Consider the following 18,385-nt stretch of genomic DNA (forward strand, 5'->3'; position numbering starts at 1 on the left):
TGTTTTACCTACAGGATTCAGTTGCATCCTAATTGTTTTTTGAACTGAATTTCTGTGTGTAAGATGCGATATTTTTTTATGCTCTTGCATAAAATATTAGCTCTCCTTTCGTGTTTAAAGTTATTTTTTCTTGTCTACAATAAAACTAATAATCTACCAAAGTAGAAATTACAAAACTCACATCACTCACAACATTAATTTTTATATTAGTTTATTGTAAGGGATTTGTTTTGTTAATTGAATTTTACCACATTTAAACAATAAAATACAATTATAATTGCCTACAAACTTATTCATATTTCTTTGTACAATATAACAGATACATATGTAATTATAAACAAATAATAATAGTGTTTTTTATAATGCCTATTCTTACACTCTTTTTCGGTTAATGCAAAAATGCACTCACAGACTTTTGATAAGAAAAAGGCTTTGACCTTTTACAGTCAAAGCCTCATACTGCCATGGCAATGTCTTGGGTTTATTAAGTTTTGTCTTACTGCTTTATAAAACCTCGGCATATTCTGTGGCAGTATTTTTGTTTAAATTTCGTTTGGATTTTTACTTTATCATTTTTAAAAATTCCTGTTTTGTCAAAAGCTTTGCAAAGCCGTAGTCACGACATATTTTTTTGCAAATCCTTTTTGTTTCATCGTCCATACCGCAGTCAAGGCAAATTACACAGTCATTTCTTCCTCTGCTTATCCATTTTACCTTTGCGGCAGCACTTCGCAAAATATATTCGGCATTTTCACATTTTCCGCTGACGGGAGCAACAAACATAACGGTATTATTTTTTCTGTTACGAAAGAGAAAAAATGTTAATTCACGGACAAATGCACAAATTCCGATTACGGCAAAAACAACAAGAAAAACAGCCGATACAACATTCATGTAATTCACCTCAGTACATTTTATTGCAGATGTTTCAAAGTGTGCGGTATAAATCCGCAAAATGCAGAAACAATATAAAAAGCGGCTAATCCGCAAAAATGAATGAGGAGAATGAATACTATGGAAAACAATGCATATTGTAACCAAAGCATTATGTGCTCGGTAACAAACTGTAAGCATCACAACAGCACAAAGGACTACTGTTCGCTTGAAGCAATCAAGGTCGGAACTCACGAGGCAAATCCGACTGTTTGTCAGTGTACGGACTGCCAGAGCTTTGAAGCAAAGTGCAGCTGCAAGTAATTTGATTTGAAGCTTACACCCTCAGCCCCTCGGACTGGGGGTGTTTTGGCTTTAAAAGGGGATGAATTTGTGGAGATTTTTTCATCGGTAATTTTTCAGATTGCGGTTTTGTTTTCGTTTATATTTATCGGTTTTACAATCCGACAGGGCGGATTTTTGCCGGAAAATTCAGCCGAAATTTTTTCAAAGCTTGAGAACAGAATTCTTATGCCCGCCGTTGTAATTAACACATTCCGCACCAATTGTACAGTAAAAAACATAAGCGAAAAATGGGTGTTCATTGCCTACAGCACGGGGGTTCTGTTGTTTTGCATTGCAACGGGATTTGTTGCGTCAAGGTTCCTCAGTAAGACGGAATATCTGAAAAAGGTGTACCGCTATTCAATTTCCGTTTCAAATTTCGGATTTGTCGGAACTGCAATGGTGTCGGGAATATACGGCGCAGAAAGCATGGAGCTTTTCGACTATCTTATGTTCACTTTACCGCTTAATCTGTTTACTTATTCAATAGGAATTGCGTGGCTTGTGCCGAACGGACACGGCAAATTTTCAATGAAAAATTTTGTTAATCCGATTTTTGTTTCAATTTTTATCGGAGCAATTCTCGGTTTATTGCCGATTCCGAAATTCAGACTTGTAACAACAATAATCAATTCAACCGCCGCCTGTATGTCTCCGATTGCAATGATTCTGACAGGCTTTGTAATAGGCGGCTACAGCTTTGCAAATCTTTTCGGCAAATGGCAGACCTATGTTGTTGCAGGAATCCGCCTTGTGTTTCTGCCAACGGTTTCGGTGCTTGTGTTAAAGCTTTTTAACGCACCTCAGGAGGCAGTTGTTGCAACACTTTGCGCAAATGCAATGCCGCTTGGACTTAACACGGTAATCATTCCGTCAGCCTACGGAAAAAGTCCCGATGACGGTGCAAGTATGGCGCTTGTGTCACAGTTGACGGCAGTTTTTACGATACCGATTTTGTTCTATATTCTGCTTTAACCCTTGATTAATTCCCACTCCATTGGTACAATATAGGTATAAAAATGTTGGAGGTTTGATTATGGAATTATCTGAGGCTTTAAATAACAGAAAAAGCACAAGACATTATATAGATAAAAAAGTTGACAAAAGCCTGCTTGATGAAATGCTTTCGGCGGCAAATCTTGCTCCTTCGTGGAAGAACTCGCAGACGCCGCGCTTTTATGTTGCAACAGGCGATAAAAGTAAGAATGCCGTAAGAGAGGCACTCCCCGAATTTAACAGAAAAAATTCAGAAAATGCGTCTGCATATATCGTGACAACCGTTGTTCTCAACCGTTCGGGTTTTGACAAAGACGGTACTGCCGTGACTGAAATCGGCAACGGCTGGGGATATTACGATCTCGGTCTTAACAATATGGCACTTTTGCTAAAGGCAACCGAACTCGGCATTTCAACCCTTGTTATGTGTATCCGTGACGGTGAAAAGCTCAGAAAAGAATTTGACATTCCCGAAACAGAGGCTGTTGTCAGCGTTATCGCAGTTGGTTACACTGATTCCGAAATCGTAAGACCAAAGAGAAAATCTGTTGAGGATTTTGCAAAATTTTATGAGGAATGAGAGGTTTACATAATGAGTGAATTTATCGAAAAACTGAAATCAAGAAGAAGCGTCCGCAGTTTTAAGTCCGATATGCCGCCAAAGGAAGTTATTGACGAAATCATTTCCGCAGGTCTGTATGCACCGTCAGGAATGAACAGACAGCCGGTTATTATCGTTGCCGTTACAAACAAAGAAATGCGTGACAAGCTTTCAAGAATGAATGCCGAAATTATGGGAAAAGATGTTGATCCGTTCTATAACGCTCCCGTTGTTCTGATTGTGCTTGCCGACAAAGCTGTTCCTACATATTTGTATGACGGTACTCTTGTAATGGAAAATCTTATGCTTGCCGCCCATGATGAGGGACTTGGAAGTTGTTGGATTCACCGTGCAAAGGAAGAATTTGAAAGCAAAGAGGGCAAAGAAATTCTCGAATCACTCGGTATTGAGGGTGACTATGAGGGTATCGGTCACTGCGTTATCGGTTATGTGAACGGTGAATATCCCAAAACTTCACCGAGAAGAGAAAACCGTGTTTTTTATGTTGAATGAGGGAATTTGTTTTTGAAAGGATTGAACAAGGTTGACTTTGCAACAGTTAAAATATGTTGTCACCGTTGCCCGCACAGGCTCAATGAGTGAAGCGTCAAAGGAACTTTTTATTTCCCAACCGGGACTTACAACATCAATTCGTGAGTTGGAAACGGAAATGGGCATAAAGATTTTTACACGCACAAACAAAGGCGTTGTAACTTCAAACGAGGGTGAAAGATTTCTCGGTTATGCACGACAGGTTCTTGAACAGGCAAGCCTGCTTGAGGGAGTGTATAAGTCGGGAACAAAGATAAAGCAGCAGTTCTGCGTTTCAACCCAGCACTACTCGTTTGCAGTCAATGCATTTGTTGATCTTATCCGACGGTTTGCAGGCGAGGAGTACGATTTTTCACTTCGTGAAACCGAAACCTACGAAATTATTGACGATGTTGCAAAGATGAAAAGCGAAATCGGAATTCTTTATCTCAACAGCTTTAACAAAGATGCGCTGATGAAAATTATAAAATCAAAGTCGCTGACATTCACCGAGCTTTTTACGGCAAAGCCTCATGTGTTTGTATCAACCGACCATCCGCTTGCAGACAAAAAATCCGTTACAATGGAGGAGCTTGCCGATTATCCGTATCTCTCGTTTGAACAGGGTGAGCATAATTCTTTCTATTATTCGGAAGAAATTTTCAGCACGGTCGGGCGTACAAAAAATATCAGAGTGACCGACAGAGCAACCCTGTTCAACCTTTTAATCGGACTCAACGGCTACACAGTTTGCAGCGGTGTAATCGACAATGAGCTTAACGGTGATAATATAACCGCAATCCCCCTTGATGAAGAGGGCAATATGAAAATCGGTTATATCGAAAATAAAAAGATTCTGCACAGTAACCTTGCCGAGGCATATATTGAGGCTTTAAAGAAACATATTTGATATAAGAAAAACTAATAGCAAACGGCTGATAACAAGTATTTTACAAGTCTGTGAATTCATAATATAATTAACTCATCAAATTTCCACGGAGGTATTTAAGATGAGTAAACAGCACACACCATTTAGATTTGAAACAGTAGGCAGCTTTTTAAGACCCGATTATCTTAAAAAAGCAAGACTTGATTTTGAAAACGGTAAAATCACAAAAGAAGAGCTTACCGCAGTTGAGGACAAGGCTATTCTTGACCTTGTTGCAAAACAGAAAAAAGCCGGTATAAAAGCGATTACCGACGGTGAATTCCGCAGAGCAACATGGCATCTTGACTTCATGTGGGGATTTAACGGAGTTGAACACAAAAAAACCGAAAACGGTGTTGCATTCCACGGCGAACAGGCTTTGATTGACGATACATGGCTTTCCGGCGAAATCTCGGTTGACAGTCATCCGTTTGTTGAACATTACAAATTTGTAAAGGCTCTTGAGGATGAAAACACAGTAGCAAAGCAGACAATTCCTGCTCCCGCACAGTTTTTCCAGCAGTTCATCATTCCTGCAAATATTGAAACGACAAGGAAGTTCTATCCGACAGATGAAGAACTTATCAACGATATTGCAAACGGATACAAAAAGGTAATCAAAGATCTTTACGATGCAGGTTGCAGAAATATCCAGTTTGACGACTGCACATGGGGCGTCCTTGTTGCGGAGGGTAGCGTAAACCGCTATGGCGAGGATGCAGATTTTAAGAGTATCAGTGAGAAACTTCTCAAGGTAAACAACCTTGCAATTGAGGGTAAGCCCGATGACCTCGTAATCAATACTCATGTTTGCAGAGGTAACTATCATTCTGCATACTTCAGCAGCGGTGCATATGATCCTGTTGCAGAGAAACTTTTCGGTGAAGAAAATGTCAACGCTTATTATCTTGAGTTTGACGATGAGCGTTCAGGCGGTTTTGAACCGTTAAAATATGTGAGCGGTGACAAAAAGGTTGTTCTCGGTCTTATCACAACAAAGTCACCTGTTCTTGAGGATAAGCAGACTGTAATCAATCGTATTCATGAGGCGGAAAAGTATATTCCGCTTGACAGATTGTATCTCAGTCCGCAGTGCGGTTTTGCATCATGCGAAATCGGTAATAAGCTTACCGAGGAAGAGCAGTGGGCAAAGCTTGCTCTTGTAAAAGAAATTGCAGAAGAAGTTTGGAAGTAACTATATATAAAAAAGCCGACACTCCGAAAAGTGTCGGCTTTTTATCTGTCATAAATCAGTCCTTGCGTTTTGAACTGAATTTGTATGATATAAGGTTGAGGACAAGGAAAATTAAGATTGCACCGATTGAGTACATCATCATAAATGTGAAATCCACTTCGTTTCCGAAAAGGTTGAGGTTGGTTGCAAACGCTTTTTCTGCCTCTGCGGCAAACATTCCGTGGTCTGCTCCTGCGAGTGAGGTCGAAATATCGTTAATGCACGGACTGACAAGCACATTTCTTATCATAGCCGCAATGTGTGAGCCGGGGATAAGATTTACAAATGTCTGAACTCCGTCCGAAAACTGGCTGACGGGAATGTATGCACCGATTACAAAACCGATTGCAACCGAAATAAGTGTGTTGAATGCGGCATAGGTTGAATTCTTTTTGAAGAATGACGCAACAAACATAAGAATAAGTACAGCCGAAACAGAGCCTAAAATCACAAGTCCGTATAATTTTAAAAGCTCCGTAAATTCGGGAAAGCTTGAACCCGATATGCACGAAAATGCGATGCCTGCCGTCAGCAAAATTGCGCTGATTACAATTGTGTTTACAACCGCACCCGAAAAGTAGGAGAGAACAACCGTACTGCCCTTTACGGAAGAAGCGTTGTAGTCGTAGTCAATCTTGTTCTGCTTGTCGGAAATCATTACCGAAAGCGAGTTCATTGCAACCGTTACAACAGATGTTCCGATAACGCCCGATACAAGCCATGAATTTACAAGTGCGTTAATCAAATTGTCCTCTGTTTTGATGTTGAAGCCGTCGAGCATTGAAGTCATTGAATCGACATAATTCTGCTTGAGAAACAAAAGATATAATCCGAGTATGATAATCTGCGTCATCATTGAGAAGATAATTGCGGTTTTGTCCTTTAAATATACCTTTATATTTCGTTTTGTCATACCCTTGTATGAGCAAAGTGTTCTTTGAAATTTCATATCAGTCACCCAGCCTTTTACCCGTTACGGTCAGAAACACATCGTCCATATTGCCTTTGATAATCTCAAAATCGACAATTTCAGTATGTTTGTTTGTGATTTCAAGAGCCTGTCTGCTGTTTTTGATTTTGATTTTATACGCATCTCCGACTCTTTCAAATTCGAGATTATCGGCCTTGAGAAGATTATCGTTTCCAGAATTTTCTTCCGTGTACCAAACAAGGCTGTTTGACGAATAATCTTTTTTGAGATTATGCGGAGAATCGTTGGCAACAATTTTGCCCGAATCAATAATCACCACATTGTCGCAGTCAACTGTTTCTTCCATATAGTGGGTTGTGAGGAATACCGTAAGTCCTGTTTCTTTGCGAAGATTGTGGATGATTTCCCACACCTGCAGCCTTGTTTTCGGGTCAAGTCCCGTTGTCGGTTCGTCAAGGAACAGGAGCTTAGGTCGGTTAATAAGCGCCCTTGCAATGTCAACCCGTCTGCGCTGGCCACCGCTCAATGTTCCGTATTTTCTTTTGAGAATTTCCGAAAGGTCAAAGGTTTGTGTAAGGCTTTCAATTCTTTTGGCGATTTCTTTTTTGTTGAGTCCGTAATATGATGCTCTCGATTCAAGATTTTCTTTAACGTTAAGCTGTTTGTCAAGTACAGAACCCTGAAAAACAATTCCGATAAGCTCCTTGATTTTGTTTTTTTCTTTGTCAAGGTCATATCCACCGATTTTAACATTGCCCGATGTTTTTTCAAGCACCGTACAAAGAATGTTGATTGTGGTTGATTTGCCTGCGCCGTTAATTCCGAGAAATGCGAAAAACGAACCTTCTTCAACCGTGAATGATATATCATTTACTGCGTGAACATCTTTATAATTCTTTACAAGATTTTTAACTTCGATTATGTTACTCATTAAAAATCCCCTCCTTCTGTCAACATAGTAGCACCTTGCAATTCAAAAGAAAAGCAATTTTAGCTGTGTTGCAAAAAGAGGGGAGTAAGTTGCGATTTTGTATGTCAAAATGCAGTTATTCGTCCTGATAATCCTCGTCTGCGTTAAATTTTTTGAGCGATTCATTAATTGATTTTGCCGTGCGTGTCCGTGTAATGTAGCTGAAAAGGAATGTCAGCAGATACACGGCGGTAATCATTGCAAAAACCAAAAGCGCCATAGGAAAATTCTTGTACCAACCAAGCAAAAATCCCTCGGTCATAACAATTGCCTGAATAAGGCAGAAATGAATGACAATTCGTATGCGAGCCTGCAGTTTGGTGGGTTCTTCTTTAAAGTAAAAAAGCAGAGTCGGAATTGAAGTTACCGCAGCTGTTCCCATTACAACCCACGGAAAATCGGGGGGATAGTATTCGATTAACGCAATTGAATTTGCAAGGCTTACAACAAAAAGCATTGCAACCGTGATTATGAAATAGTCCTTTATGACTTCTTTTATAATTTCTTTTAAAGAATCATTCATAACAATACCTCACATTCCAAGCTTTTTCTTCAAGGTCGGCACATACTGCCTTGAAATAATTGCCGTTTCACCGTTTACAAGCTTTGCCTCAAAACGGCTGTTGACAGACGGTGATACGGAACGGATTTTACCGATATTCAGTATCATTGACTTTGAACATCTGAAAAATTTTGTTCCTTTTAAAATTTCTTCAAGCTCATACAGCTTTTGTTTGGTTTCATAAATATTGTTTTTGCAGTATATAAAGGTTTTGTTGTCAACCGATTCTATGTAGAAAATTTCCTTTGTGTCAAGCTTGAACATCTCGCCGTCTTTTGATGCAAGAAGAAAACTTTTCTGCCCCTTAATGCTGTTTGCAAGCGACATAACCTCGTCGCTGATTTCATGACAGCAAATTATAATTTCTTCCCGTTCCTCAATCCCAACCTGACGGATTGTAACATTAAACATCGCATTCCCTCCGTTCATCAACCATTTTACCATATCAAAAAGAAAATTAACAGTACCGAACCCTAACTTGCAAAATTATGTCGGTAAATTACAATTTTTTGTTGACAAATAAAAATATTACTAATAGAATAATACTATTATTTATTATCTGATTTATTGGAGAGGTTTAAATGAGAGCGTTGACATTTAAAGGATATCTTCTTTCACAACTACAGGAATTGTCGGGAGTGGGCGGAACATCGTTGTACTCGTTTTCAAAACTTGCCGAAAATAATTTTCGCCTTAAAGATGCTTTATGCCTTTATCTTATGATGTTTACCGATAAAAATTTAAAGAATAAACTTCTTAAAAAGTACGACTATCTTAATGACGGTTGCGAAAAACTTTCGGGAATTACGGACAATAATGTTGAAAAATATGTTTCCGAAAAAGAATTAAGCGAGTACAAAACAATCTATGATAACTACCTTTACAGATTAAACAAACACAATAATGAAACAAAAATCAAAAATTTGATGTATAAAAAAATCTGTGAAGTTAAACAGCAAAAGTGTATTACAAACTACCGCATTTATAAGGAATTGAACCTTAATGCAGGTAATGTCAATTCTTTTCTCAAATACGGCAACACTGATAAATTGAGTGTTGAAACAGTAAGAAAAGTTCTTGCATTTATTAATGAATATTAATAAAAATATATTGACAATATAATATTGCAATGATATAATCAGCTAAACAAAAATACTAACATTGTATTGCTTTTGAGAGGTGTTGTTTATGTTTTGGTTAGTTTTCTGGTTTTTGGTGTGTGTTGCAATTCTTGCTTACGGAATTCGCAGAATGGCAAATCACGATTATCGTTTTGGCTCGGGACTTTTCAAGAGCAGTGACAGCAATCTTGACGAAAAGGACGAGTTTGTCGATAAGGATTATTATGACAAAAAGAATCTTTTTAAATAATATAAAGCAAAATCTAAGGCTCTTGAGTTGTTTTCAAGAGCCTTTTGTTGTGTAAAAACGCTCCCGTATTGTACGGGAGCATTTCTTATTTTATTGCCTTTATAAACTTGTAATACGGCTTTTTGATGCGAGGAAGATTATTGTAAATTTCTTCAACGGAATTATAGTAAGCGTTTTCAATAATTTTCAGTTCATCATCGCTTATCGTGTGATTGCTGAATCTCGCCTTTTCGTACACGGATTTCACTTCATCTGTAATCAGAAGATGCGAAATTTTCGTGAGATTTTTAAGTTCTTTATAAATGCAGATTGCCCGTTTATTGTTTCTTCCTGTTTCAAATCTTTGTTTTCTCTTTTTGATAATGATAATTCTTCTTGAGAAAATTGCGATTAAAGCAAGGGCAACAATTCCCAATGACATCATAGCGATTGTAAATCCGTTAAATTCAAATAAAGATTTACTGTCATTTTTCGGCTTTGTGCCGTGAGAAACCGTGCCGTTTGTCGGAGCAGTCGGTGCTGTTGTCGGTTCAACGGTTGTTGGCTGAGTTGTGTCCGTACTGCCGCCGCTTGCTCTTTGAGAGCCGACATACCTTGCCGGCTGAAACGATGACGGTGTACATTCAAGCGGAATCCAACCCGCCGTATCGCTGTAATACTCAACCCATGCGTGAGCGTTGTCGGTTGTTACAGTCACGGTTTGATTTGCGTATGCGGTTGCATAGTAGCCTGTAACATATCGTGCCGGAATCCCGAGTGCCCTCAGCATAAGCGTGCCGGCTGTGGCAAAATGAACACAATATCCCGTGTTGCTCTCGTTGAGAAACCAAGTTGCAAAATCTTTGCCCGACGGCATTTTCGGAGTTTTCAACGAATAGGTTTTACTGTTTGAAATATAGTTCTTTACCATTTCAATCTTTTCGGAAACGGTAAGCTCCGAGTCGAGAAAGCCCTCTTGGTCAGCAATCCTACGCAATTCAATTTGTGTTTTTCCCGGAATTTCAAGATAGGTGTCATACACAAATGCTTTGTAATCTTCCGCTTCGGCTGAATTATTGTATCTGTATGTGTTTTCAGCATAAAACGGATAGTGCGAATAATTAAATTCGTTTTTATCCGTATCGTTTTTTACGCACACATCAGCAACCGAATTGAGATTGTCGGGTAGACTTTCCAAAAAGTAGGGAACATAGGCAATCTTACTTTCATTCAGCATATGAACCCTTGTATCGGTTAAAGCGTTGTTTCCGATTGTTGCCGTAAACGGTACGAAATCCTGCGGATATCTTGCGGCATTATTGTCTGAAATGATACTCCATATATTGTCCCTATAGTTGGCATATGCTGTGCCTTTGAGATAAATATTACCGCCAACTGCCGAAGTGACCGTCATAACAGGTGTATGCGTCTGCGTCAGCGGAGAGATATCGCTGAGATTTTCTTTTTCTTCAAGTGAACCTTTGATTTCATTAAGGTTTTTTTCTGCGGTAGTTTTTCGTCCGTCATCAATATTAAAGCTGTTTTCAATGCTCTGCAAAAGGTTTTCCTGCCAGTCAAATCGCTCATATTTTTCAATCGGATTGAACGCAAGCAAAATTGTCATCACAACAAGCATTGTTCCGAATGAAATTGCCGCAATCACACCGCCCTGTGACGGTCTGAATTTGCGTGTGTTCTTTGAAATGTACAAGGCAATAAGACTTGCAATTGCAATAAAAAGACAAACGAGCGACGGAAGAGTGTTTATAAGAATGAAGCAGGGGACAAGCAGTACCATTGACAGCAATGACGGAATCAAAATACGCTTGTATCGTATCAGGCTGATTGTAAAAACTGCACTCAGTATTGCCGAAATGAACACAAAAAGTCCTGTTGCACTTGTGCCGAGGGTATCTCCCAAAATGATTTTGTTCTGTACGGGAAGATATTGCGAAAGCAGTTTTAAAGCCTGAGTAATAACATAACTCAATTGCTCAAGTATGCTTTCAAGTGAAAACAGCAGAGTGAATACAAAAACAATCATAGTGATTGCTACGCTGATAAACAGTACACCCGACTTTTTGACAAGGGAGGCAAGCAATCCGTAAATTGTGCAGAAAATTGCCGTAGGAATTACTATGATGTACCATTCTGTTTTTATATCAAAAGAGGTGACAAGACAGTAAAACAGGCTTGAAATCAATGTTACGCAGAGAAGGATGTCAATCGTAAAGCTTGTTTTGTTTTTCACAACAAGTCAACCTCCTCACGATCGGCAAAAATATTGTAATGCTGAAAATCATTTGTGTCGGCAACAAAGCTGCTTTCCGTGTTTAGATAGAGTGCGGAAAAATAGTTTAATATATCGTTTTCGCATCTTATCTCAAAAGGATTGCCGCTCCTGTCACAGGCAAAGCAAATGCCTATGCTCTTAATCATATATCGGCAGACATACATCAGCTTTGCAAAAACAACATCATTTTCGTCTGCATTATCTCCGAAAAAAGGCATTATAAGACAGTTCTTGATTATCGGAACATTCGGTTCTTTTACAATCAGCGCATCGCTTTTTGACGAAAGCTTCCAATGAACATTGCGCAGACTGTCACCGTGACGGTATTCACGAAGCTCATAAATTTCGCTGTTGCCGACAGGCTTAGGCTTATATCCCGTAACCGTGAAATTACTGCTGTCGGGGATAATTTTCGGTTTTTGTTGTTTTGGAAGGACACGAACAAAGCTACGCTTTTTAATCCTGATCGGAAGAAAAAATATGCCGAGCATATCGTAAATTTTACCGTTTTTGCATACAATGTCAAGCTGTCCGCAATGCTGTGTAAGACTGTTGCATTGTCTGATTAACGGCTTTGTAAATGTACCCGAAAATCTGATTTTTATGTTTTCACAAAGATTTGCTGTAAGGTTGGTTGATTTTATATTCAGCGTGAGCATAGGGCAGAAGAGCGGTTTCTTCTTCTTGCCTGATATTGCAATGTAAAACTCATCCTTGATAAAAACATTTTCTTTTGCAAAAATTTCAATATCGGAGCGTACACTCCGTATCATAAAAGGCAGGCTCAGCAAAAGCGAGATTATCGGAATTGAAACAACCGTCAGGAACAAAAACCATGAGAACCAGGCGTAATAAAAAATGCTGAACAAAAATGTTCCCGTCAGCAGACAAAGATAAATTATTATGTTCCTTATCATTTTCAAGTCCTCGGTTTTGGAGTTTTTCTGAGAATTTCGTGCAGAATTTCTTCGCTGTTCTTTTTTGATGCAGAGGCTTTTGCGTTGAGAATTATCCTGTGGTTTACGGTGCAGATAAAAATATTCTGCACATCTCTCGGCACAATGTAATCTCTGCCCTCGGCAAATGCGACAGCCTTTGCCATATCGGTCAGTGAAAGCGTTGCTCTCGGGCTTGCACCTCTTGAAAGCAACGGATGTTTTCTTGTTGCTGAAATGAGTGACACAATATATCTTGCCATATCATCGCTGACAAAAACATTCTGAACCTCCGACTGCATCTCAAGAAATTCATTTTTGGACACAATGCAGTTTACTGAGTTAAGGGGATTTTTACCGCTTCTGTTAAGCAGCATTTTACATTCCGCATCGCTGTCGGGATATCCCATTGAAAGCCTTACCGTGAATCGGTCAATCTGTGAATCAGGCAAAAGCTGTGTTCCCGACGCTCCTGTCGGGTTTTGCGTTGCAATAACAGAAAAAGGCTTTTCAAGCTTGAAAGTGTTGCTTTCAACAGTAACCTGCCGTTCTTCCATTGCCTCAAGCAAAGCCGCCTGAGTTCTGCTTGAAGTTCTGTTTAACTCGTCTGCAAGAAAAAGATTACAGAATACAGCGCCCTTGTTGAAAGTAAATTTTCCTGTATCCTTGTTATAGACCGCAAAGCCCGTGATATCTGACGGCAAAGTGTCGGGAGTGAACTGTACTCTGCCGTATTCAAGACCGAGCGCCTTTGAAAACGCAACCGCCATTGTTGTTTTTCCCACACCCGGAATATCCTCAATAAGAATGTTTCCTCCTGTGAGCAACGCAAGCAGAGTGGTGACAACCGCCCTGTCTTTACCGTTTATTACCTTTTTTACCTCATTGGTTATAAGTTGAAATTTATTCATTATTTGTTCCTTTGTGTTAAAATTTGTTGTTATATTATTTATACAATAATTGAATCTGAGCAACGCTCTCTACTTAAATTATATTTGATTTGCTTTTTTATTGCAAGTCTTTTTCGTAAAATACAGACCAACTACAGATGTGAAGATATGTTTTTAGGTTATGCAGAATATATGCAAAAAAAACGGCAGTCCGTAAAGAACTGCCGTCTGAAAATTAAATTGACAAATAAGAATTAAACTGTTAGAATAAAACCGTGATACCTGCATTAAACGGTAGGCGGTTTCTCCTCACAAGAGGAGGTGATAACCATGACAATTTCCGATGTATGTTTACTCGGCACTTTAATCGTCAGCGTTATCGCTCTTTGTTACCAAGTTTTCGGTAACAAAAAATGACTTCTTTTTAGTACATAGCAATATGTACACTTAAATAAAAAAGAAACTAACCGCCCAAAATTCTCCCAACGGCGGTTAGCTTCTAACCAATACAGTGGAGAACCCGCTTATCGCAGGTATCTCTTTCTATAAATATATTAAACCAAATAAAGAAAAATGTCAAGCATCGTTTTGATACTTGACTTTTTTTATTCAACCGAAATTATCTTCCGAGAATTTCTTTTTTCTGCTCATGGTTTTCATCGTACAAAAGACCGCAGACAGCCATTTTTCTGATGATATTTTTAACGGTGAGGTCAAGACCTGTGTTTTCCGAATAGTCGGCAGGATAGATAAAATCAACTCTGTCTTTCATCAGCAAGTCCTCAACCTTGCTGTCCTTTTTTCGGTAAACCGCAATTGAATACCCGCCGTAGGCTTTCATCATTTTCATACACGGAACATCTGAAAGACCGTCGCCTATGTAAATCATATTGCAGAACGGAACCCGTTTGCTGTCCTCCGGCATTGAACGGTTGAGGTCAACATCATTTGCAACATCAAGAACACCTTTATTGATTCTGTAAACAAACTGCGTTTTGTTGGTGTAATTTACATCGGTTTTAGGCCATACGGCATTGCCGTTTTCATCGTAAAGAAATTCACACGCAAAAATGCTTTTGAAGTTTTTGCTGATTTCCGTACCTTCAATAATTTCTTTCATACCCGAGGAAATTACATAATGTTCAACCTGCATTCCAAGCTTTTCGCCAAAGTCGGAAATCCTTTTGAACCAATCCTTTACGCCGTCAAAAAACTCAACATTTTTTCCCATTTCAACAAGGTCATTTCGCAAAAGAGGCATATTCCTTTCACGGGACATTTTTACCATTGCGTACATATACGCAAGAATTGAGTCCATATGTTCGCTTTGACCGAGTTCGTTTGAAAATTTCCAGAACTCGTCTTCGGTCATATTAAGACGGGGGATAAAGCTGTAATCCTGCATATCCTTCGTACATAGGGTACGGTCAAAGTCATACATAATCGCTGCAACGGGCATTCTGTTCATAACCGCTCCTTATCCGACTGTGGTCGGCTGTGTGACGCTTTTGGCAGATGTCGAATCTGCCTGAGTTGTTGATTCCTCTTTATATTGTGTAATTTTAATGCTTTTGATAACAATGTTCTTAACGGGAATGTCATCCTTGTCAACCTTAGCCGAGGCGATTTTGTCAACAACATCCATTCCGTCAATTACCTGTGCAAATACCGTGTAGCCTCTGTCAACCGCATTGTATGCACCGTCAAGATAGGCGTTTCCGCCGTTTTCCTCATACAGCTTTTTAACGCTGTCGGGAACGCTGTCGGTATCGTAACAGTTTGTGCCGTTTTTCTCAATGAATGCAGTCAGAAGGTTTGAATCCTTGTAGTTTGCAAGCTGGGTTTTGATAGAATCCCATTGACTTGCAAGATGTTCCCAGCCGCCTTCATTCTTATATGTTTCGGCAGTTTTCTGATTGATGAAGAATGCACTTTCGTTTGTGTCCGCACCTGTGTTTGACATTGCAACAGCGCCTCTGATATTGAAAAGCCTGTCGCAAAATTCATCTTCAAAAGCCTCGCCGTACGAGCTTGTACCGCAGTAACCGCCGTTGATCATAAAGTCTTTTGTTACTTTGCTGAAAAGTGAATTGTTATACTTTCCTGCTTTTGCAAGGTTTACAAAGTTTGTAACCGCCTTTGGTGCCTGTTCGGGGAAAAGTCGCATTGTTATGTCGCCGTATGAGGTGTGAACAACTGCGATTGTATCGCCGTTCTTCGGCATATCAAGCTGAAAACCGACAGGGTTTGAATCGTGAATAATGTTCGGATTGATTCCGAGAGTAGCGGTATCAATGCCGATGCTTTCAAGATAGTTCTGTGCGGTAGGTTCATCAGCCGTGCTTACGGCAGTAGTTGCAGGTGTTATTTCGTCGGGAGTCTGCGAGACTTCAGCCTTCTTGTTACCGCAACCCGAAAATGCCAATGCAGAAACACACATAATTGATGCAACCGATACGGCACACATTTTTTTAAGATTGTAAGTATTCATAGATTTGTTTCCTTCCTGTCAAGCCTCGTTGTTATGTAATGTTTACAAAGTTTCCAAAAAACAACCTCGGCTCTTCTAATCTGGATTTTATTCTAAAACACACATATTTATAGTACCATAATTTAAATATAAATGCAAGTTTGCCGCTTTTTATGAAGGAAAGCGTAGCAAATGCAATAAAATTTTTCTGCAAAAAATTGCGTTCGTGTAATAAGACAGAAAACTTTTTCATATGATTTTCTGTAAACCTAAATATGACGGAGGCTTTAAAATGTCAGAATATTTACCCGAAGGAAAACTTATATCCGAACAGGAAAACATAAATATACTTCACTCATTAAAGATGCTTGAGGATGCAAAAAACAGCGAAAAGATTCTTGAGGCAAAGGCTTGTGTGTGCGACAGCAGTCACAACCTTATTGTTGACCTTGCAGGCATAAAAGGCATAATTCCGAGGGAGGAGGGTGCAATCGGAATTAAGGACGGCTCTGTTCGTGACATAGCCGTGATTTCAAGGGTGAACCGTCCCGTCTGTTTCGTTGTCACCAACATAACCGAGGACGAAAACGGCAAACCGATTGTAATGCTTTCCCGTGAAAAAGCACAACGCAAATGCCTTGACTCATACATTTCAAGGTTACGGTGCGGAGATATTGTGCCTGCCCGCATAACTCATCTTGAAAACTTCGGTGCATTCGCAGACATAGGCTGCGGAATCGTTGCACTTATGCCCATTGACACAATTTCGGTTTCAAGGATTGAACACCCTGCCGAGAGATTTACTGTAGGAATGGACATCAAAGCTGTTATCAAATCTGTTGAAAACGGTCGTATAAGCCTCAGTCACAAGGAGCTTCTCGGCACATGGGAAGAAAATGCCGAAAGGTTTTGTGCCGGTGAAACCGTGTCGGGAATTATCCGAAGCGTGGAAAACTACGGTGCTTTTGTGGAGCTTACACCAAATCTTGCAGGACTTGCAGAAACAAAAGAGGGAGTCCGTGCAGGTCAGCAGGCAAGCGTTTACATAAAAAGTATCATTCCCGAAAAAATGAAAATCAAACTGATAATTATTGACACCTTTGATTACAAATATAATCCGAAATGCCCCGAATACTATTGCGACAGCGACCGTATCGACCGTTTTGTATATTCACCTGAAAATTGTCGGAAACGGGTTGAAACAATATTCGATACCTGAGTTGACAGAAAAACTCCCGAATGATATTATTTAATTGTGAAATCGAATTATTGTTCGGGAGGTTTAATATGCAGTTTACGACATCCGAGATTATTGTGCTTTTATTTTGTGCAATAACGCTCATTCTAAGCGTTGTCACATTAATAACAGTTCTCAAAAAGAATAATAACAACAGAACGGAGGACGAACTTCAAAGGATATTGCTCAATCAGCAAAGCTTTGCACAGTCGCAAAATGACAGGGCGGTTCAGCTTGAACAAAGACTTCACAGCTTTTCAGCCGACAATGTTCAGAGCCTTGAAAATATCAGACGCTCGGTTGACGAAAAGCTTGAAAGTATAAGGCGGGAAAATCTCCGTCAGCTTGATGAAATGCGACAGACAGTTGATGAAAAGCTTCAAAAAACACTTGAAGAAAAAATGAATAAGTCATTTTCGCTTGTCAACGAAAGACTTGAACAGGTTTATAAGGGACTCGGCGAAATGCAAACGCTTGCGGTAGGTGTGGGCGATTTGAAAAAGGTTCTTTCAAATGTCAAAACAAGGGGCATACTCGGCGAAATTCAGCTTGGTGCAATTCTCTCCGAAATTCTTACAAAGGAGCAGTATGAGGAAAATATTGCAACAAAAAAAGGCTCAAAAAATGTTGTTGAGTTTGCAATCAAACTGCCTGCTGACGGTGCCGGTACAGTATATCTGCCTGTTGATTCCAAATTTCCGGGCGATACATATTCTGCTCTCCGTGATGCGGTTGAAAGCTGTGACAAGCAACGCATTGAATCGGCACAAAAAGCACTTGTTCAGCGTATAAAGGGCGAGGCAAAGGATATTCACGATAAGTACATTGATCCGCCGAACACAACGGAATTTGCGATTATGTTTCTTCCGTTTGAGGGGCTTTACAGCGAGGTTGTCAATATGGGACTTGTTGAAGTCCTTCAGCGTGAGTATAAGGTGAATATTGCAGGTCCGAGTACAATGGCGGCTCTGCTCAATTCGTTGCAAATGGGATTCAAAACCCTTGCCGTGCAAAAGAGAAGTGCAGAGGTTTGGAAAATACTCGGCGGTGTAAAGACCGAGTTTGACAAGTTCAATGATGTGCTTGTAATGACACAACAAAGACTTGATCAGGCAAACAAGGAGCTTGACAAGCTTGTCGGAGTTCGTACCCGTCAAATTCAGCGTCAGCTTAAGGATGTTGAATCGGTTCCCTTGTCAGAACAGAATCTTTTTGAATAAACAAAAAATTAAGGCGAAA

General features: G+C 39.6%; 20 protein-coding genes. 10 read left to right on the forward strand and 10 right to left on the reverse strand.

Features of this window, described 5'->3' with window-relative positions; genetic code table 11:
* Positions 1 to 561 precede the first annotated feature (561 nt).
* Positions 562 to 894, reverse strand: a complete 333-nt coding sequence (locus AC2HW8_RS07480) for a thioredoxin domain-containing protein (protein ID WP_484327364.1) — start codon at positions 892 to 894, stop codon at positions 562 to 564.
* 120 nt (positions 895 to 1,014) lie between these two features.
* Between AC2HW8_RS07480 and AC2HW8_RS07485 the strand changes: the two genes are divergently transcribed.
* The 6 genes from AC2HW8_RS07485 (at position 1,015) to AC2HW8_RS07510 (ending at position 5,469) form a co-directional block, all read left to right on the forward strand.
* Complete coding sequence (locus tag AC2HW8_RS07485; RefSeq protein WP_015524182.1) at positions 1,015 to 1,197, forward strand: DUF1540 domain-containing protein; 183 nt, start codon at positions 1,015 to 1,017, stop codon at positions 1,195 to 1,197.
* A gap of 69 nt (positions 1,198 to 1,266) precedes the next feature.
* Positions 1,267 to 2,193 carry an AEC family transporter gene (locus AC2HW8_RS07490; protein WP_484327365.1) on the forward strand — a complete coding sequence of 309 codons (927 nt, stop codon included), beginning with the start codon at positions 1,267 to 1,269 and terminating at the stop codon, positions 2,191 to 2,193.
* Between the two features lie 61 nt (positions 2,194 to 2,254).
* On the forward strand, positions 2,255 to 2,794 hold the full coding sequence (locus AC2HW8_RS07495) for a nitroreductase family protein (protein ID WP_484327366.1): 540 nt from the start codon (positions 2,255 to 2,257) through the stop codon (positions 2,792 to 2,794).
* 12 nt (positions 2,795 to 2,806) lie between these two features.
* Positions 2,807 to 3,328, forward strand: a complete 522-nt coding sequence (locus tag AC2HW8_RS07500; protein ID WP_484327367.1) for a nitroreductase — start codon at positions 2,807 to 2,809, stop codon at positions 3,326 to 3,328.
* 31 nt (positions 3,329 to 3,359) lie between these two features.
* On the forward strand, positions 3,360 to 4,256 hold the full coding sequence (locus tag AC2HW8_RS07505; protein ID WP_021884069.1) for a LysR family transcriptional regulator: 897 nt from the start codon (positions 3,360 to 3,362) through the stop codon (positions 4,254 to 4,256).
* Between the two features lie 100 nt (positions 4,257 to 4,356).
* The gene (locus AC2HW8_RS07510; protein ID WP_484327368.1) at positions 4,357 to 5,469 is read left to right on the forward strand and encodes a 5-methyltetrahydropteroyltriglutamate--homocysteine S-methyltransferase; all 1,113 of its coding nucleotides are present in this window, start codon (positions 4,357 to 4,359) and stop codon (positions 5,467 to 5,469) included.
* A gap of 55 nt (positions 5,470 to 5,524) precedes the next feature.
* Here AC2HW8_RS07510 and AC2HW8_RS07515 read toward each other — a convergent pair whose 3' ends face one another.
* The 4 genes from AC2HW8_RS07515 to AC2HW8_RS07530 all read right to left on the reverse strand — a co-directional run bounded on the left by AC2HW8_RS07515 (position 5,525) and on the right by AC2HW8_RS07530 (position 8,382).
* Positions 5,525 to 6,457 carry an ABC transporter permease gene (locus tag AC2HW8_RS07515; RefSeq protein ID WP_117951428.1) on the reverse strand — a complete coding sequence of 311 codons (933 nt, stop codon included), beginning with the start codon at positions 6,455 to 6,457 and terminating at the stop codon, positions 5,525 to 5,527.
* A 1-nt stretch (position 6,458) separates the two neighbouring features.
* Complete coding sequence (locus AC2HW8_RS07520; protein ID WP_484327369.1) at positions 6,459 to 7,370, reverse strand: ABC transporter ATP-binding protein; 912 nt, start codon at positions 7,368 to 7,370, stop codon at positions 6,459 to 6,461.
* A 115-nt stretch (positions 7,371 to 7,485) separates the two neighbouring features.
* Positions 7,486 to 7,932, reverse strand: a complete 447-nt coding sequence (locus tag AC2HW8_RS07525; RefSeq protein WP_117968027.1) for a DUF3021 family protein — start codon at positions 7,930 to 7,932, stop codon at positions 7,486 to 7,488.
* 9 nt (positions 7,933 to 7,941) lie between these two features.
* A complete protein-coding gene (locus tag AC2HW8_RS07530) occupies positions 7,942 to 8,382 on the reverse strand; it encodes a LytTR family DNA-binding domain-containing protein (RefSeq protein ID WP_021884074.1) in 441 nt (146 codons plus the stop codon).
* A gap of 170 nt (positions 8,383 to 8,552) precedes the next feature.
* On the opposite strand from AC2HW8_RS07530, the gene AC2HW8_RS07535 reads away from it, so the two are divergent.
* Both AC2HW8_RS07535 and AC2HW8_RS07540 read left to right on the forward strand, forming a co-directional pair.
* On the forward strand, positions 8,553 to 9,071 hold the full coding sequence (locus AC2HW8_RS07535) for a hypothetical protein (protein ID WP_117951425.1): 519 nt from the start codon (positions 8,553 to 8,555) through the stop codon (positions 9,069 to 9,071).
* Positions 9,072 to 9,159: 88 nt separating this feature from the next.
* Positions 9,160 to 9,342: a hypothetical protein gene (locus AC2HW8_RS07540; RefSeq protein WP_015524174.1), complete on the forward strand. Its 183-nt coding sequence runs from the start codon at positions 9,160 to 9,162 to the stop codon at positions 9,340 to 9,342.
* A gap of 85 nt (positions 9,343 to 9,427) precedes the next feature.
* Here the strand turns inward: AC2HW8_RS07540 and AC2HW8_RS07545 are convergent, their stop codons facing one another.
* From AC2HW8_RS07545 to AC2HW8_RS07565, 5 genes are all read right to left on the reverse strand, one after another.
* A complete protein-coding gene (locus AC2HW8_RS07545) occupies positions 9,428 to 11,572 on the reverse strand; it encodes a transglutaminase-like domain-containing protein (RefSeq protein WP_117968029.1) in 2,145 nt (714 codons plus the stop codon).
* Positions 11,569 to 12,531, reverse strand: a complete 963-nt coding sequence (locus AC2HW8_RS07550) for a DUF58 domain-containing protein (protein ID WP_484327370.1) — start codon at positions 12,529 to 12,531, stop codon at positions 11,569 to 11,571. The genes AC2HW8_RS07545 and AC2HW8_RS07550 overlap by 4 nt, the downstream gene beginning before the upstream one ends.
* A 2-nt stretch (positions 12,532 to 12,533) precedes the next feature.
* Complete coding sequence (locus AC2HW8_RS07555) at positions 12,534 to 13,460, reverse strand: AAA family ATPase (RefSeq protein ID WP_484327371.1); 927 nt, start codon at positions 13,458 to 13,460, stop codon at positions 12,534 to 12,536.
* 598 nt (positions 13,461 to 14,058) lie between these two features.
* Complete coding sequence (locus AC2HW8_RS07560) at positions 14,059 to 14,907, reverse strand: HAD family hydrolase (RefSeq protein WP_046433624.1); 849 nt, start codon at positions 14,905 to 14,907, stop codon at positions 14,059 to 14,061.
* A gap of 9 nt (positions 14,908 to 14,916) precedes the next feature.
* Positions 14,917 to 15,930, reverse strand: a complete 1,014-nt coding sequence (locus tag AC2HW8_RS07565) for a peptidylprolyl isomerase (RefSeq protein ID WP_484327372.1) — start codon at positions 15,928 to 15,930, stop codon at positions 14,917 to 14,919.
* Between the two features lie 271 nt (positions 15,931 to 16,201).
* On the opposite strand from AC2HW8_RS07565, the gene AC2HW8_RS07570 reads away from it, so the two are divergent.
* Together AC2HW8_RS07570 and AC2HW8_RS07575 are read left to right on the forward strand one after the other, a co-directional pair.
* The gene (locus tag AC2HW8_RS07570) at positions 16,202 to 17,128 is read left to right on the forward strand and encodes a S1 RNA-binding domain-containing protein (RefSeq protein WP_484327373.1); all 927 of its coding nucleotides are present in this window, start codon (positions 16,202 to 16,204) and stop codon (positions 17,126 to 17,128) included.
* Between the two features lie 68 nt (positions 17,129 to 17,196).
* Positions 17,197 to 18,366, forward strand: a complete 1,170-nt coding sequence (locus tag AC2HW8_RS07575) for a DNA recombination protein RmuC (RefSeq protein ID WP_298176359.1) — start codon at positions 17,197 to 17,199, stop codon at positions 18,364 to 18,366.
* Positions 18,367 to 18,385: the final 19 nt, after the last annotated feature.

This window comes from Ruminococcoides sp., assembly GCF_057037865.1.

Coding starts and splice junctions, on each gene's coding strand:
- AC2HW8_RS07480 (WP_484327364.1), bottom strand. CDS start 894: ATGAATGTTGTATCGGCTGTTTTTCTTGTTGTTTTTGCCGTAATCGGA.
- AC2HW8_RS07485 (WP_015524182.1), top strand. CDS start 1,015: ATGGAAAACAATGCATATTGTAACCAAAGCATTATGTGCTCGGTAACA.
- AC2HW8_RS07495 (WP_484327366.1), top strand. CDS start 2,255: ATGGAATTATCTGAGGCTTTAAATAACAGAAAAAGCACAAGACATTAT.
- AC2HW8_RS07500 (WP_484327367.1), top strand. CDS start 2,807: ATGAGTGAATTTATCGAAAAACTGAAATCAAGAAGAAGCGTCCGCAGT.
- AC2HW8_RS07510 (WP_484327368.1), top strand. CDS start 4,357: ATGAGTAAACAGCACACACCATTTAGATTTGAAACAGTAGGCAGCTTT.
- AC2HW8_RS07515 (WP_117951428.1), bottom strand. CDS start 6,457: ATGAAATTTCAAAGAACACTTTGCTCATACAAGGGTATGACAAAACGA.
- AC2HW8_RS07520 (WP_484327369.1), bottom strand. CDS start 7,370: ATGAGTAACATAATCGAAGTTAAAAATCTTGTAAAGAATTATAAAGAT.
- AC2HW8_RS07525 (WP_117968027.1), bottom strand. CDS start 7,932: ATGAATGATTCTTTAAAAGAAATTATAAAAGAAGTCATAAAGGACTAT.
- AC2HW8_RS07530 (WP_021884074.1), bottom strand. CDS start 8,382: ATGTTTAATGTTACAATCCGTCAGGTTGGGATTGAGGAACGGGAAGAA.
- AC2HW8_RS07535 (WP_117951425.1), top strand. CDS start 8,553: ATGAGAGCGTTGACATTTAAAGGATATCTTCTTTCACAACTACAGGAA.
- AC2HW8_RS07540 (WP_015524174.1), top strand. CDS start 9,160: ATGTTTTGGTTAGTTTTCTGGTTTTTGGTGTGTGTTGCAATTCTTGCT.
- AC2HW8_RS07550 (WP_484327370.1), bottom strand. CDS start 12,531: ATGATAAGGAACATAATAATTTATCTTTGTCTGCTGACGGGAACATTT.
- AC2HW8_RS07555 (WP_484327371.1), bottom strand. CDS start 13,460: ATGAATAAATTTCAACTTATAACCAATGAGGTAAAAAAGGTAATAAAC.
- AC2HW8_RS07560 (WP_046433624.1), bottom strand. CDS start 14,907: ATGAACAGAATGCCCGTTGCAGCGATTATGTATGACTTTGACCGTACC.
- AC2HW8_RS07565 (WP_484327372.1), bottom strand. CDS start 15,930: ATGAATACTTACAATCTTAAAAAAATGTGTGCCGTATCGGTTGCATCA.
- AC2HW8_RS07570 (WP_484327373.1), top strand. CDS start 16,202: ATGTCAGAATATTTACCCGAAGGAAAACTTATATCCGAACAGGAAAAC.
- AC2HW8_RS07575 (WP_298176359.1), top strand. CDS start 17,197: ATGCAGTTTACGACATCCGAGATTATTGTGCTTTTATTTTGTGCAATA.